At 68.4% G+C, this 14304-nt stretch carries 16 protein-coding genes and 1 pseudogene; 9 read left to right on the forward strand and 8 right to left on the reverse strand.

Translation table 11 applies throughout. The annotated features are described in order from the left end of the window. Positions 1 to 24: 24 nt before the first annotated feature. The 3 genes from N8I87_RS39925 to N8I87_RS39935 are packed head-to-tail and all read left to right on the forward strand — an operon-like array spanning position 25 to position 2195. A complete protein-coding gene (locus N8I87_RS39925) occupies positions 25 to 1248 on the forward strand; it encodes a sensor histidine kinase (RefSeq protein ID WP_263215832.1) in 1224 nt (407 codons plus the stop codon). Beyond that, positions 1245 to 1919 carry a response regulator transcription factor gene (locus N8I87_RS39930; protein ID WP_263215833.1) on the forward strand — a complete coding sequence of 225 codons (675 nt, stop codon included), beginning with the start codon at positions 1245 to 1247 and terminating at the stop codon, positions 1917 to 1919. The genes N8I87_RS39925 and N8I87_RS39930 overlap by 4 nt, the downstream gene beginning before the upstream one ends. 51 nt (positions 1920 to 1970) lie before the next feature. Beyond that, positions 1971 to 2195, forward strand: coding sequence for a hypothetical protein (locus tag N8I87_RS39935; RefSeq protein WP_263215835.1), 225 nt, complete (start codon positions 1971 to 1973; stop codon positions 2193 to 2195). A 69-nt stretch (positions 2196 to 2264) separates the two neighbouring features. On the opposite strand, the gene N8I87_RS39940 is transcribed toward N8I87_RS39935, so the two are convergent. Continuing rightward, positions 2265 to 3092 carry an alpha/beta fold hydrolase gene (locus N8I87_RS39940; RefSeq protein ID WP_263215836.1) on the reverse strand — a complete coding sequence of 276 codons (828 nt, stop codon included), beginning with the start codon at positions 3090 to 3092 and terminating at the stop codon, positions 2265 to 2267. 210 nt (positions 3093 to 3302) lie between these two features. Next, positions 3303 to 3449, reverse strand: a pseudogene (locus tag N8I87_RS39945) (argininosuccinate lyase); the annotation flags it as partial. A 411-nt stretch (positions 3450 to 3860) separates the two neighbouring features. Between N8I87_RS39945 and N8I87_RS39950 the strand changes: the two are divergent. Beyond that, complete coding sequence (locus N8I87_RS39950; protein ID WP_263206714.1) at positions 3861 to 4829, forward strand: IS481 family transposase; 969 nt, start codon at positions 3861 to 3863, stop codon at positions 4827 to 4829. 1178 nt (positions 4830 to 6007) lie between these two features. On the opposite strand, the gene N8I87_RS39955 is transcribed toward N8I87_RS39950, so the two are convergent. Beyond that, entirely contained in the window at positions 6008 to 6502 is a 495-nt protein-coding gene (locus N8I87_RS39955; RefSeq protein ID WP_263215837.1) for a winged helix-turn-helix domain-containing protein, read from the reverse strand. A 75-nt stretch (positions 6503 to 6577) separates the two neighbouring features. Here N8I87_RS39955 and N8I87_RS39960 point away from each other — a divergent pair, with 75 nt between their 5' ends. Beyond that, a complete protein-coding gene (locus N8I87_RS39960; RefSeq protein ID WP_263215838.1) occupies positions 6578 to 6997 on the forward strand; it encodes a CBS domain-containing protein in 420 nt (139 codons plus the stop codon). 139 nt (positions 6998 to 7136) lie between these two features. After that, a complete protein-coding gene (locus N8I87_RS39965; RefSeq protein WP_263216923.1) occupies positions 7137 to 7457 on the forward strand; it encodes a DUF3040 domain-containing protein in 321 nt (106 codons plus the stop codon). Positions 7458 to 7541: 84 nt separating this feature from the next. On the opposite strand, the gene N8I87_RS39970 is transcribed toward N8I87_RS39965, so the two are convergent. Further along, positions 7542 to 7787, reverse strand: coding sequence for a hypothetical protein (locus tag N8I87_RS39970; RefSeq protein ID WP_263215839.1), 246 nt, complete (start codon positions 7785 to 7787; stop codon positions 7542 to 7544). 493 nt (positions 7788 to 8280) lie between these two features. Continuing rightward, complete coding sequence (locus tag N8I87_RS39980; protein WP_263215840.1) at positions 8281 to 8973, reverse strand: lysophospholipid acyltransferase family protein; 693 nt, start codon at positions 8971 to 8973, stop codon at positions 8281 to 8283. A 281-nt stretch (positions 8974 to 9254) separates the two neighbouring features. Here N8I87_RS39980 and N8I87_RS44570 point away from each other — a divergent pair, with 281 nt between their 5' ends. Beyond that, positions 9255 to 9641 carry a CBS domain-containing protein gene (locus tag N8I87_RS44570; RefSeq protein WP_411577345.1) on the forward strand — a complete coding sequence of 129 codons (387 nt, stop codon included), beginning with the start codon at positions 9255 to 9257 and terminating at the stop codon, positions 9639 to 9641. Here the strand turns inward: N8I87_RS44570 and N8I87_RS39990 are convergent. From N8I87_RS39990 to N8I87_RS40000, 3 genes are all read right to left on the reverse strand, one after another. Continuing rightward, the gene (locus N8I87_RS39990; protein WP_263217001.1) at positions 9556 to 9801 is read right to left on the reverse strand and encodes a hypothetical protein; all 246 of its coding nucleotides are present in this window, start codon (positions 9799 to 9801) and stop codon (positions 9556 to 9558) included. The two genes, N8I87_RS44570 and N8I87_RS39990, sit on opposite strands and share 86 nt — an antisense overlap. 18 nt (positions 9802 to 9819) lie before the next feature. Continuing rightward, complete coding sequence (locus N8I87_RS39995; protein WP_263215841.1) at positions 9820 to 10176, reverse strand: PRC-barrel domain-containing protein; 357 nt, start codon at positions 10174 to 10176, stop codon at positions 9820 to 9822. A gap of 378 nt (positions 10177 to 10554) precedes the next feature. Beyond that, the gene (locus N8I87_RS40000) at positions 10555 to 11370 is read right to left on the reverse strand and encodes an ANTAR domain-containing protein (protein ID WP_263215842.1); all 816 of its coding nucleotides are present in this window, start codon (positions 11368 to 11370) and stop codon (positions 10555 to 10557) included. 133 nt (positions 11371 to 11503) lie between these two features. On the opposite strand from N8I87_RS40000, the gene N8I87_RS40005 reads away from it, so the two are divergent. Both N8I87_RS40005 and N8I87_RS40010 read left to right on the forward strand, forming a co-directional pair. Continuing rightward, entirely contained in the window at positions 11504 to 11836 is a 333-nt protein-coding gene (locus N8I87_RS40005; RefSeq protein ID WP_263215843.1) for a helix-turn-helix transcriptional regulator, read from the forward strand. A gap of 1021 nt (positions 11837 to 12857) precedes the next feature. Next, the gene (locus tag N8I87_RS40010) at positions 12858 to 14279 is read left to right on the forward strand and encodes an aldehyde dehydrogenase family protein (RefSeq protein ID WP_263215844.1); all 1422 of its coding nucleotides are present in this window, start codon (positions 12858 to 12860) and stop codon (positions 14277 to 14279) included. The last annotated feature ends 25 nt before the right edge of the window (positions 14280 to 14304 follow it).

Raw genomic sequence — 14304 nt, forward strand, 5'->3', positions numbered from 1 at the left:
GGCGGGCCCGCCTATCGTGAAGGCATGAATGCCATCGGCCACCTGCGTCGCGCTGTCCGCCGGCATGCGCATTTGGCGGACGCGGCGATCGCCTCGGCCGTGTTCGCGGCCACCCTGATGACCGCATACGGAGACCGCCCCGCCGATGGGAGCAGCCAGACCGCCGCCGTCGTCGCCGCGGCACTCGGCTGCGGTGCGCTGGCCGGGAGGCGCCGTTTTCCGCTGGTGGCCCTCGGTCTCAGCGCGTCGGCCGCGGAGGTGTTCCTCGCTGAGAGCGGCAGCACGAGCGGGGTGCTCATCCTGCTTGCCCCGTTGATCGCCCTCTACACGGTCGCCGACCTCGTCGAACGCCGACCCGGCCTGTTCCTGGGCGGCGGTGCGGTGGCCGCGCTCGCCCTCGTCCACGCGGTGCACGACCCGGCACTGCTAGGCCCGCAGAACCTGGCGTTCATCGCGCTCGGAGGCCTGGCGATCGCGGCCGGCGATTCCGCCCGCAATCGCCGCGGCTACCTCGCCGAGGTCGAGCAGCGCGCCGAGCGCGCCGAGCGCGAGCGCGAGCAGGACGCGCGACGCCGGATCGCAGAGGAGCGGCTGCGAATCGCCCGCGACCTGCACGACGCCGTGGGACACCAACTCGCGGTCATCAGCGTGCAGTCCAGTGTCGCCGGGCAGGCGCTCGACAGCGACTCCGCGAGCGCACGCGAGGCACTCGCCCATGTGAAGGCTGCCAGCCGCAGGGCCCTGGGAGAACTGCGCGACACCGTCACTCTGCTGCGACGACCGGGGGAGGCCGTCGCCCCCACCGCGATGCCCGCTCCCGGCCTGGACGGGCTCGACGAACTACTCGCCTCGTTGCGCGCCTCCGGACTGGACATCCACCGACGCGTCGAAGGCACTGTACGCCCGCTCGCCCCCGCGGCCGATCTCACCGCGTACCGGGTGATTCAGGAATCGCTGACCAATGTCTACAAGCATTCGGACGGGCGACAAGCGCGTCTGACGTTGTCCTACGACCGCGACGAGCTGCGCATCACTGTCGACGACCTGGGTGGCGGACGTGCCACCGACAGCCATGACCTAGCTTCGGCCCCCGTCCCGGCCGGCCGGCACGGGATCGTCGGCATGCGCGAACGGGTCCTGGCCCTTGGCGGGCACTTCACCGCCGGCCCGCGCTCGAACGGCGCGTTCCAGGTGAGCGCGACTCTGCCCCACCAGCCTCTCGACCTCGCTCCGGAGAATCGCCCGTGATCATCCGCGTAGTCATCGCCGACGACCAGCCCCTGGTGCGCACCGGATTCAAGGCCCTGATCGAACCGGCACCGGACCTGGAGGTGGTCGGTGAGGCGGGCGACGGGCGCGAGGCGGTCCGTCTGGCCAAGGCCACCCGGGCGGATCTGGTCCTGATGGACATCCGGATGCCGGTCCTCGACGGCCTCGCGGCGACCCGCCTGATCACCGGGGACGAGGACCTCGCCGGGGTGAAGGTGCTGATCCTCACCACCTTCGAGATCGACGAGTACGTCTTCGAGGCGCTGCACGCCGGTGCCAGCGGCTTCCTCGGCAAGAGCGCCGATGCGGAGGAGCTGCTGCATGCGGTCCGCACGGTCAACCGGGGCGACGCGCTGCTGTCCCCCGCCGCGACCAGGACCCTCATCAGCCGGTTCCTCGCCACCCCTGTAGCGCCACAGCCCATGGACGAGCCGGCGCGGCGCGCCCTGGAGGCGCTCACCGGCCGGGAACGACAGATCACCACGCTCGTGGCAACGGGGTTGTCCAACGACGAGATCGCCGCGCAGCTCGTGCTCAGCCCCGCCACCATCAAGACGCATGTGAATCGAGCCATGGTCAAGGTCGGCGCCCGCGACAGAGCCCAACTCGTCGTCTTCGCCCATCGCAGCGGCCTCGCCGCATCGCCGTAGTTCTCGGACGGTACGCCACGTGGGCGTCGCCACCGTCGCGGTCGTCGCCCTGTGGAGAAGCTGCCCCGACACGTCGCAGTTGCGTTCTGGTCCACCTGCGGCGGTGCGGCGATCGGTTTCACGGTCCTGTCCGACCTGCCGATCACCCCCGAGGCGGCCAGCGGTGTGCTGGCGTCCGTCCAGCCATCCGCCCAGTGGGCGCTCGCCGAGAGCGTCGACGGCCCGCTCGGCAGGGAGGCCGTCCTCCCGCCGAGGTCGATGTCGCCAGGCGGCTGAACGGCATGGGGGCTGCCTGCACGATGTGCTGTGGGCGGATCCCGCACAGGTCTGTCCGGCTCGGTGGGTTCAGCCGGTGCTGATGCAGCGCGGCACGAAGGCCGGATCTGCCGGTCCGTTCCGCTGGAGGGCGTTGAGCACCCACTGCTCGACCAGCGGGGACTTGGGTGCCTGGTCGTGCTCGGTGGTGTCGAGCGGGCAGCGGTCCTGGAGCAGCACATTGGTCACGTACGAGTCCGGGCCCTGGAGGAAGGCGCTGGTGTACGGCAGCACGACCTCGTCGTACTTGGTGGCGATGGCCGTGTAGTCGGGGCCGACCGGGGTCTCGGGGTCGGAGTTGAGCTTCTGCAGGAAGTCCGAGCCGGTGGTCTGGTCGACGCAGGAGGGGCAGACGGTGGCACCGGCTGCGAGGGCCAGCGGGTTGCTGGTGCCGTGGTTGGAGGGCACGATGCCGACGAGGTCGTCGACCTTGGTGGCCCCGTCAAGAAATTTCACGTAGTAGCGGGGCATCATGCCGCCCTGGCTGTGGCCCACGATGTCGACTTTCCTGGCGCCGGTCGCGCCGAGCACGGCGTTCACGAAGTCACGCAGTTCGGCCGCCGAGTCCGGGATCGGGGCGGTTTCCAGTCCGCCGTACTCGAAGGAGAACACGCAGTAGCCGGCGTCCACGAGCGCGGGCGACAGGGCCAGCCAGTTCTCGTAGGAGGTCTTGAAGGTGCCGTTGACCAGGACCACGGGCTGCGGGTGCGCGGAGTCCGGCTTGCACGACCAGTTGTTGGCGCCCGGCGGCGGGGTGTCGGCTGCGCCCGCGGGGGCTGTGAGGCCGAGGACGCAGAGCGCCGCTGCGGCGGTGGGGGCGAGGAGGCGGGCTGTTCGTTTTGTGCGTCGTGCGTGCATGACGTCCCTTTCATGCTCGACTGCGACCGACCCGCGTTCGGCAATGGCGAACGGGTAACCGGAATACTTACCTCCGAGTAGAGGTGAGTCAAGGTTTCGGCCAGTGGCCGAATCTCATCCGTTATCTAGCCGTCCGGGCAGCACCAAGGACCTGAAACCGATGTTCGGACCCTTCTGGCCGTCGCAGAGCGGCCGCCAGGACTGATCGAGCGTGGCCCACGCGAGCTGCGCCGCCAGGTCCGCCTTGACCTCCACGGGCTCGACGACGACCGCGCTGGGTGCCGTGCCGCCTCGGCCGTTGCGGCAGCCGAGGGCGCCGGAGACGTTGAGGGCGGAGTGGACCTCGGGGGTCAGGTGGGCGCAGGAGAGAAAATGCAGGCCAGACGCTCTATGAGACCGGCAGAGTGAGCCAGTCGACTCGGGTGGTGCGCCGCCGTGTTCGGCCTGGCAATGGTGGGGACGTGTGTCAAAGTGGACGGACGACGGCCCGGTCGGGGAGACAGGAGAAGGCGGCCTGTCATGTCCCTATATTTCAATTCCCACAGTTCGGCCACGGCCCACTCCGTCTCCATGCATGGCATAGCACTCTCGACCAGCGCCGGCACGACCGTATGGCAGTGATCGCCGGGACCGGATTCAAGACCCTCTTCCGCCTCGCCTAGCTGTACTCGGCCGTCACGTTGGTGACACGCAGCCGTCGGTAGTTGATCAAGGAAGGACCTCCGGGCGTAGTGGAGATAGCCGTCTTCACTCACCTCGGAGGTCCTGGTGGCCCACGCTAATGCCCGGCTGACTTTTCACGGCAGATGCCTGCTGGTGCGTCGTGTCGTACTGGACCGGCGTCCGGTCGCTCACGTCGCAAAGGAACTCGGCGTCTCCCGCCAGTGCGCCCATCGCTGGGTGAACCGCTACCGCGCGGAGGGCTGGAGCGGGCTGCAGGACCGCAGCAGCAGTCCGCACCGCCGTCCCACCCGCACACCCGCGGCCGTCGAACAGCGCGTGCTCAAAGCCCGCCGCACCCTGCGCACGGGTCCCGACGCCCTGGCCGAGCAGACCGGCGTCCCCGCCCGCACCATCAGCCGGATCCTCAGCCGCCACCAGGTGCCGGCGCTGTCCGCCTGCGACCCGCTGACCGGCCAGGTCATCCGCGCCACCAGGGCCAGCAGCCGCCGCTACGAACACTCCCGGCCCGGCGACATGATCCATGTCGACGTCAAGAAGCTCGGCAGGATCCCCGCCGGCGGCGGCCATCGCGCCCACGGCCGCGGTGAACGACCCGGATCGATGCGGGGACTGGGTTACGACTACGTCCACGCTGCCGTCGACGACCACTCCCGCCTCGCCTACGCCGAGATCCTCCCCGACGAGAAGGGCACCACCTGCGCGGGCTTTCTCACCCGCGCAGCCGCGTTCTTCCACGCTCACGGCATCACCCGCATCGAGCGGGTCATGACCGACAACGCCAAGAACTACCGGCTCTCGCACGACTTCCAGACCGCATGCCAAGCACTCGGAGCACGCCAGAAGTTCACCCGCCCGCACTGCCCGTGGACCAACGGAAAGGTCGAACGGTTCAACCGCACCCTGCAGACCGAATGGGCTTACCGGAAGGTCTTCACCAGCAATGCCCAACGCGCGCGAGCACTCGCGCCCTGGCTCGACTTCTACAACACTGGCCGCCGACACACCGCGCTCGGCGGCCAGCCACCGATCAGCCGACTGTCACCAACCTCATGACCGAGTACACCTAGCGCACGGGCTTCCTGTGGCAGCACATGGACCGCATCACCAGTCGCGTCCCCCACCACCCGGACCGAGACGGTGACGGCCGGGTGTCGCTCGCCTCCGCTCTACTCCCACGGGTCGGCGAGACGCGGTACATCAACGGGGAACACGTCAGCCTGCCAAACCTTCCAGCCGTCCATCATGACGTCTGGAGTTTCCTGACGGACAAGCCCCTGCAACTTGCCACCAGCCCGACTGCGGCGATGGGCGAACACCTCGCGTCCGACTCGCCATCGACTTCGGCGCTCGTACTTCCTCAGCTGCCCGAACAGCGGTACGCCTGAAGACCCCCGATATCTCAACATCACCGGGCCCACCGCAGCCAAGCTCAGCACCCTCGAGCTGCAGCTCGAGTCCGGAGAACTCCCGGACTTCATGCGTACACGTCTGCTGTAGGCGGGACGCTCGCACGCCTCGCATTTCTTGACGTGGGCACGGCTACTGAGGTCGGCCACTGCCGCCCCGGGTGGAGTTGGAGGTTGATTGGGGCGAACTCGGCCAGACATAAGACGACTTCGGGTTCACCGTCCAAGGTATGACTTTGCGACGAGGTGCTCGACGCGGGCCCTTGTGGCGGCGTAGTCGGGGCCGCGGCAGGTCACATCGCGGGGACAGGCCGATCCGGTTCTCCTGGGGCCAGGCCTCGCAGCAGGCGGCGACCGCACGGCTGAGGCAAGGGCCTGGACGGCCTTGTACGGGCCGGGCGTGCAACTGTCGCCCGGCCCGCGCCGAAATCCGCAAAGCTCACTGCGCGTGAGTGCGCTACCCGCGAGACACGAGACGGAACGGCTGACCCTCTTCATCGGCGATCACCACCCCCGATTTCCCACTGCAGGTCCAATGACCCGGACGTGCCACGTGACATATCCAGGAGAGCTGAGTTCGGTCCGGATGATGAAGTACTCCGGATCAAGAGACGAAACTCTGTACGCGAAGTCGGGTACTCCCTCGGTTGGCGTCGCGAAGGAAATGGGGACGCTGAGGTCCACTTCGGTGATGTGCAAGTCGAACGTGTGTGGGTCCATCGGCGCTGGGCTGGGGAATCTCAAGCTGCGGGGGGCGATACTCGGTGCGGAAGATCGCGAATCCACCGGGTGCGGGCGCGGCCCGCAGCCGCGCATCCTGCTCCCTCACCTTCCTTCCACGCGCGCCCACGTCTTCCCCCGCCACACCCACACGTGCTTCTCGTCCCGCTCCGCGGCCCGGTGCACCGGGCCGCGGACGGAAAGGCCCATCTGCCGCAGAATCCGCGACAATTGCGGCCGGCTGAAGCGCACGTTAAAGCGCCGGGCGACCAGCAATGTAATCCTCGCCGGCGTCCAGCGCTGGTCCTCCGTCCAGCCGTGTGCGGCCGGCCCCTGCTCCAGAGCGCGGGCCAGCCAGGACCGCCAGGCCGGCTTCATCCGCGAGGCGACCCCCGAGAGCCCCTTGGACCGTAACGCGTCGTTCCCACCCGCACGCCAAGCCGCGTGCCAGGCGTACGCGAACTTCCGCGACACCCGCACAGCCCGCGCGACCTGGGGCGGCTTCAACCCCGCAGCAAACATCCCGGCGGCCTGGAACCGCACCCGTTCCCGCCGGGCCCGCTCCACCGCGGTCAGACCGCCCCCATCGGGATACCTCATCCCACCGGCATACACCCACCGACGAAGCCGCCGTCACCCCGAAGCGAAAACCTCAGAAGCACCCAAGCGTTCGTCGTGGTCCAGCGTGTGCGTGACATCATGACCAGCGTTCTTGTGACCGTGGAACCGCAGGCATCGGTGGCCGCCGTGGCGCGGCAGATGCGTGACCAGGACATCGGCGCCGTCCTGGTGACCGAGCAGGGACATCTGCGGTGCCTGGTGAGTGACCGCCACCTGGTGGTGCGAGCCCTCGCGGAAGGCGTGAATCCCGAGCAGACCACCGTGGTGCAGGCCTGCAGCGAAGACCTGGTCACCATCGCTCCGGACGACAGCCTGGACCAGGCGGTCGAGCTGATGCGCGAGCACGCCGTCCGGCGGCTGCCGGTCGTCGAAGGTGACAGGCCCGTTGGCATCGTCTCCCTGGGCGACCTGGCGATCGAACGGGGCGAAGGCTCCGTGCTGGGGGACATCAGCGCAGCCAAGCCCAACGTGTAGCCCTTCCCACACTGTCGGCCGCCAAGAGCCCTCGGGATGATGCTGACGCGGCCGCGATGCGAGACAGCTCGGCGAGGCCCACATGGAGGACTGGAGACCGGGACGGCTGCCGGTGCCTGAAGGAGGTGTCGGGATCGTGATGGAGGACGGGGATGCTTCGAAGAAGGTGCGGCTCTCGCCGTACGAGCGTTTCGCCCCGGCGCACATCAAGGCGGAACTGCGCTACGATCATCGCTTCACGTGCCGTACGAGCGGGCGGGCGCCCTGCACCTGGCTGAGACTGGCTGTCGCGTTGATGACCGCGGCGTCGGTGTTCCTGGCGGTCATGGGGGTGCGTACGTCGGATCCGGCCGTCCCGTGGTTCTTTGCTGCAGCGTGGTCGCTCACGCTGGTGGCGGGCTTGCGTCCGCTGCGCCACGCGACGGAGCCGGGCCTCGGCCGGGACGGAAAACGCGCTTGAGGCCGGCACGGCTCCTGGCCGTCGGTCCCTCGGCGCCGCGGAACAGATCAGCCTCGCGGGAGCGGACGACAAGACAAGCGCAGATCATCCACCCTCGGCCGGCTGCTGGTGCCCACGCGGCACCGGCTCGCGGTTCTTGTGGAAGACCTCGGCGTCACCACCCGAGTTCACCCGCACCGTGACGCCTTGATCATGTACGACCACGTTGAACGCCGACTGCTCCGGCTCGGTCTCGGTCACCACGGTGAACGCTTCACCAGGGCACATCCAGTGATCGGTTCCCCACGGCTCGACCCACAGGCAAAACGTGCTGCTGGTGTCGTTGCTCACGCTCGTCTTGGACACCTGACTTCCCACCCTAACCAGTGGGAGTCCGTGGCGAAGGCCCAGGCGTTCCGCGGACAGGACGCCATGGCCGGGGTTCACGGATGCCGAAGAGGAGGACCGCCACGGCCCCGCTCGCGGCGTGGTGGCGCCGGGGGCAGGCTGGGAGGCGTGATGAGCGCGCCGATCGTCGTACACCAGCCCTCCCACACGGGCGGCCGGAAAGTCACCGTGCACATTCACGGTCACGATGAGATTCTCGGCACCGCCTACAGTGACCAGATCTGGTGGTGTTCCTCGAAGCCGCGGGCATCACGGAGCCGGATGCCGTCCTGGACGACCCGCGGTGGGTCGAATGGCGCGGCGGCGCTGCCCACGCGTGGACCGCCGCCTGACCTCACCAGCAGGCCGACCGGGCCTGGCCGACAGTGTGACCGTGGTGCTCTTTTGTAGCGGACGGCCGTCCAGCACCGGATCGCAGCCAACGGGCGGCGTAACCTCAAGCCCGCCGGCCCTTCGCTCGTTCGGCCTTCACGTCGGCTGCGTACCGGTCCACGTATTCCTGGCCCGAAAGCCGCAAGATCGCGTACGTGATCTCGTCGGTGACGGCCCGCAGCACCGTCTTGTGGTCCGCCAGGCCCGTAAAGCGCGAGAAGTCCAGCGGTTCCCCGAAACGGATCGCGGTCGGCCGGATCCTGGGCAGGACACGTCCCGGGGGCCGGATCTCGAAGGTCCCCACCATCGCGCACGGAATCACCGGAACCTGCGCGGCCAGCGCCGTCACTGCCACCCCGACCTTGCCCTTGTACAGCCGGCCGTCGGGGGAGCGGGTGCCCTCTGGATAGATCGCGAGCAGCTCTCCCTGCGCCAGTACCCCCAGCCCCTCCCGGATGGCCGCCTGCCCTGCGGCCCTGCCTGATCTGTCGATCGAAATCTGGTCGGCAGCGCGGAGAACGAGCGCGGTCAGTCGGCCCGTGACGCCCGGCGCGGTGAAGTACTCCGCTTTGGCCAGGAACGTGATGCGCCGTTTGAGGACCGCGGGCATAAGGAGGGGGTCCGCGAAGGACAGGTGATTGCTGGCAACGATCGCTGCGCCCTTGGCCGGAACATGCTCGAGCCCCTCGGCCCACGGCCGGAACAGCAGCCGAAGCAACGGTCCCAGAAGGACGTACTTGAGCACGTAATAGAACATGGGCGGCTCCCAACTGCCGATCGGGCCCATTCCTCGCGAGGTCAGTCATACGCGAGGTCAGTCATAGCGGGGCGGGCACTCTCGCGCTCGCGCGAGCGCATCGGTCGTTCCGTGTGACAGCGCGGGAATCGAGTCCGTGAACCGGATGGCGGTGGATCAGGAGTTGGCACCCGTGGGTGTCGACTCCTGCCTGGGCGGCGCCAGCCAGGGGACCTGACGTGCGCGCAGGTCGGCACGGATACGCCGGGCGGGTGGTGTCGTAGTGGTTCGGCAAGACGCCGATGGCCGCGCCGAATCTGTGCAGTGAGGAACTGGTCACGGTCGCCCCGGACGAGGACCTCGACCGCGCTGTCGCATTGATGCGGGAGTACTCCATTCGCCGTCTCCCGGTCGTTGAGGGGGATGACCGGGTCGGTGTCATCTCGCTCGGCGACGTCAGTGCGGCTGGGCCGAACACGTGGCGCGCTCAGCAAGAGGTGGGCCCGAGGAAGGGAAGGCCGAAGGGGCCGTGTCACCGCGCCTTCGGCTCTTTTCGCGCGCCGCGCAGCGGCGAACGTGCCGCCCGGATGCCGTGCGGTGGCATCACCGCAGGAGGTGTCGATGAGAGCGCCGGGACCAGCGCCTACCGAACAGGACCAGGTCCGCCACGAAGACCACGATGCCGATGATCAGGAGGTAGGTCAGTCCCTCCGCCACCGCACCGATGAGTCCCAGGACGATGGCCACGAGGATCAGGAACAGGAAAAGTGCCATGGTGAGCACATCCTTGGGCCTGCGGTGCGGGCGATGGGCCCGCGCGGTGAACAGCGATTGGTCGGGCTTGGACACTCTGGCGATGGAGGCTGGTCAGCGGCGTGCGAGGCGACGCCCGTGCCCGGCGCCTGGCTTGTAGGGCTGGTCGTAGTGTTTGAAGACCTCTTCTTCCCGCTCGACGGGCAGGACGTCGTCCATGCCCATGGACGGCGCCTTCTTGACCAGCCCTTTCGAGTGGGCCACCTGCACGTATCCGGGGCCCAGGGTTGCCTCGTCGACGGGGACGAAGACGAGTCGGTGCCGGGTCGGAAGTCCGGTACGGACGGTGGCCATGGCCGGCGTGTCGGTGGTGGTGTCCACGTAGACCGCTTCCAGCGCTCCGATTTTGCGTCCTTTGGGGTCGATCACGTTCTGGTTGCGCCACTCGCGGATATCGGCTGAATGGATCATGCCTGGCTCCTTGCGGCTCGCGCCTCCCGCAGTACTGCACCCGAGAGGAGGTGTGGCTGCTGCGGGGGGTCTGCCACCTCTTCACGTTACTCTGACCGCTGGTCAGCTGGGCACTTGACCTGGTCTCTTCCGGCCCGCCAAGGGCCGAGCGGCTCTGGCGGGACCCCGGGCCCGGCACGGCCCCAGCGATCAGGTGGTCGTCCGCCATGCTCCGGCTCATGGCATTCGCGACGAACCACTGACCGCGGCAGGGTGCTGGGCAGGCAGCAGGGTGTTCGGGGCAGTTACGGCTACCCGTCGCAGTGCCCCCGGGTGTCGAGCGACACGTGGACTGCTGCGGAGCCCGGTACCGCATGCACTGCAAGGGGCTGGGCCGCCTCACGGCGGCGCCCCGCGGCCGCCGGCCTCTTCCTCGGGGGCTGGGTGTTCTGGTTGCGGGGGACCGGAGGTCGTATCTGCGGTGCTGAGGGCGGCGACGGCTGCGGCCACGTACTGCTGGTCTTCCTCGGGGAGCGGCTGGCCCTGAACCGTGGTGAGCAGTTTCTCGGCGACGTGGACGAGTTTGGTGTTGGTGTTCTGGGAGATGGTGACAAGTACCTGCCAGGCGTCCTGGACCGTGAGGTTGAACGTGGCCATCAGGATCCCTGTGGCCTGATCGATGATGGGGCGTGTCTGCATCGCCCGGCGCAGTTGGACGACCTCGGTGCGCAGGTTCTCGTCATCGTCCAGGACATCCTTCTGACGTTCCGCGCTCGCTTCGGGGCTGCGGCTGGACAAGCCTGCCGAACAGCGCTTAAGCGTGAACAGGGGCCACGTGCCCGTCACGCTCAGCAGACGCTGCACCGGGGGGCTGGCGGCGCGGATGGTCACCGTCTTGCCCGCTTCCAGGGCGCGGCGCCGGGCGGTGAGGAAACAGTTCAGGCCGCAAGCGTCACAGAACGCTGTGCCGCTCAGGTCGAGATCGACACCGTGCCTGCTCTGCCCGACGGCGTCGCGCAGGGCGGCCCGGACCGCTCTTTCCGCGCTGATGTCGAGATCGCCGCGGATCGTCACGAGCAAGCGCCCGCCACGGGGCGAGGCATCAATCAGAAGATTTCGCGGTGCCGCTTGCGCAGCGGCGGGGTGGTCGACCGGTGGTCTGCTCACGATCTCTGCCTCCCTGGCCCCTTGCCGGGGAAGGCTCAGCTCCCGCATGGCCGCCTCTTTCCGTCGGCGTCCACTTCCTTCCGCATCCAGGCTGTGCCAGCCCGCCGTGGCCTGTCAAGAAATACAGGAAATCTATTTCGGTCTTTTGGATACGTGAACGGTTCGGTCCTACTCTGGCTGTATGGGAGAAGTACCCGAGCCGTACCCGGGGTGGACGTTCCTCACCAACCACGCGCGGGTGCTCGCCGCGATCGCGAGTAATCGCCGAAGCCGCGTCCGCGACATCGCCGCACACTGTCGGCTCACCGAACGCGCGGTCCAGAAGATCATTTCTGACCTGGAGGCGGACGGTTACCTCACCCACCGGCGTGAAGGACGGTCCAACGCCTACCGCATCCGGCCGGGAAACCCTCTGCGCCACCCGGCCGAGGCGGCCCTGACTGTGGCGGATCTGCTCTCCATCCTGGTCCAGCACGACGCTGAGCACGCCGACCAGGCCAAGAGAACCCGATGACAGCCTGATCCGTTGCGACGGAGCCGCGCACGCGCCAGGCAGCATCGCCCGCGTTACAGCGACGCAGGGCCGCGGCGGCGCGCCGGAGTGCATGTCCGGCCAGTTGAGCGGCGGGTGTCCCGCGCCGCCCCAGGTGCTGTTGCAGCCGCTCGAAGGCCAGGCCTCCCTCCTGTCACAACGCACCCGATACATACTGTTGCCGGCCCCTGCGTCCACATTGGGGGGTATGACAGCCCCTGACCTTCCCCCGGCGCAGCGGCCGAACTCCTATACCAGAACGGGGCATTGGCCACGCCGGCAACTCGCCGGAGGCCCCACCCGCGCCGTCCTGAGGCAAGGAGCCCACCCATGCAAGACCCCGACCCTGACGAACCCCTCGAATACCCGTTCCCGCTGTTGAGGCAGGTAGAGGCCGTACATGGCGGCGACGCTGATGATCCCCACCTTGATGACGGGGCGGGCCGATCCCGCTCTCACGCGATTCCTCGGACGCTCCCAACCACCACAGAAGCGCCTCGCCTGACGAGAGCTGCAGCTCGGGACTGTGACGAGTTGGGATCACGGGTTTGACTGTTTCGCTGTCCCGGCCCGGCAGGGATCCGGTTCGGTGTGGTGCCCGCGAGGACGTGGAGGTGCTCGGACTCGGCGTCGGTGAGCCGCAGCGCGCCGCAGGGACGGCTCGTTCGAGGAAAAGGAGCGTCGGCTGTGATCTGGAGGATCCGGTCAGCCTGGTCCGGCTCGTCCCACGCGCCCGAAAGGACGAGCAGCGCGGCGGCAGCCGCCACGGACGACCCCGCCACAGCCCTCGCCGCTGCGCTCCCGAACCGCCTTCAACAGCCGGCCGAACTGATCAGTCCGTAGGCTGGTGAACGTCTCCCCTTCCTGCTCTCCGCCTCCCTAGGAAATGGCTTCTCTGGATGGCTTCTCGGCTCGCCTTGAGCATGAGACATGGCCAAGGCTTCGAGGCCCAAAGACGGCTTTCCGAAACAGTCTTCGGCCTCCCGACTAAGAGAAGGTCATCATGCGTGAGCACACCAAGCTGTACATAGACGGCGCCTGGCGCGAGCCCGAGCAGGGCTCCGTCCTGGAGCTGACCCACCCCGCGACCGGCGAGATCACCGGTCGTGTGGCCCTGGGCGGCGAGGCCGACGTCAACCGTGCGGTCGCCGCGGCCAAGTACGCCTTCGACTCGTACTCCCAGACCTCCCCCGAGGAGCGCATCGAGCTCATGGAGCGCGTCCTTGTCGAGTTCGACCGTCGGGCGGAGGACTTGGCCCAGGTGGTGGTCTCGGAAGTGGGGGCGCCGCTGGCGCTGGCCCGCGGTGCGCACGTGCCGACGGGCCGGATCCAGATCACCACCGCCATCGAGGTCCTGAAGAGCTTTACCTTCAGCGAGCAGCGCGGCAGCACCGAGATCCGCAAGGAGCCGCTGGGCGTCGCCGGGCTGATCACGCCCTGGAACTTCCCCGTGCTGCAGCCCACCGGGAAGATCGTCTCCGCGCTCGCCGCAGGCTGCACGGTGGTCTTCAAGCCGGCCCAGCTCACCCCGTATTCCGCCGTCATCCTGGCGGAGATCATGGACGCGGCGGGTGTACCGGCGGGGGTGTTCAACCTCGTTAACGGCCGCGGCTCGGTGATCGGCAACACGCTCAGCTCGCACCCGGACGTCGGGGTCATCTCCTTCACCGGCTCCCTCGATGCGGCTCGGCAGGTCACGGTCGCCGCGGCGCCGACCATGAAGCGCGTCAACACCGAACTCGGCGGCAAGTCACCGCACATCCTGCTGCCCGACGCCGACTTCGACGTGGCCGTGCGGACGGTGCACGACTGGATGATGGCCATGACCGGCCAGCTGTGCAGCGCCCCCACCCGCACGCTGGTGCCCCGGGCGCGTCTTGAGGAGTTCCTGTCCGTGCTGGTGCCGTCCCTGGAGGCGCTCAAGGTGGGCGACCCGCGGTCGCTGGACACCCAGATGGGCCCGGTGATCTCCCGCGGGCAGTGGAACACCGTCCAGGGCTACATCCAGCAGGGGCTGGACGCCGGGGCGCGGCTGGTGACCGGCGGGCTCGGCAAGCCGGAGGGCCTTCAGGCGGGGCACTTCGTCAAGCCGACCGTTTTCGCCGACGTCAGCAACGATATGGCCATCGCGCGCGAGGAGATCTTCGGTCCGGTGATGTCGGTGATCGCCTACGACACCGTCGAAGAGGCCGTCGCCATCGCCAACGACACCCCCTTCGGCCTCGCCGGCTACGTCACCGGCGGTGACCTGGACGAGGCGAACGCGGTGGCTTCGCAGATTCGGGCGGGATACATCCTCATCAACGACGCCGAGTTCGACTGGTCGGCCCCCTGGGGCGGCTACAAGGAGTCCGGCAACGGCCGCGAGTTCGGGCCCGAGGGCATGACGGAGTACCTGGAGACCAAGGTCGTCCGCGGCGGCTGAGCCCCCGGATCACCGGTGCGGCGGT

Source organism: Streptomyces sp. HUAS 15-9 (genome assembly GCF_025642155.1).
Classification (GTDB): Bacteria; Actinomycetota; Actinomycetes; order Streptomycetales; family Streptomycetaceae; genus Streptomyces.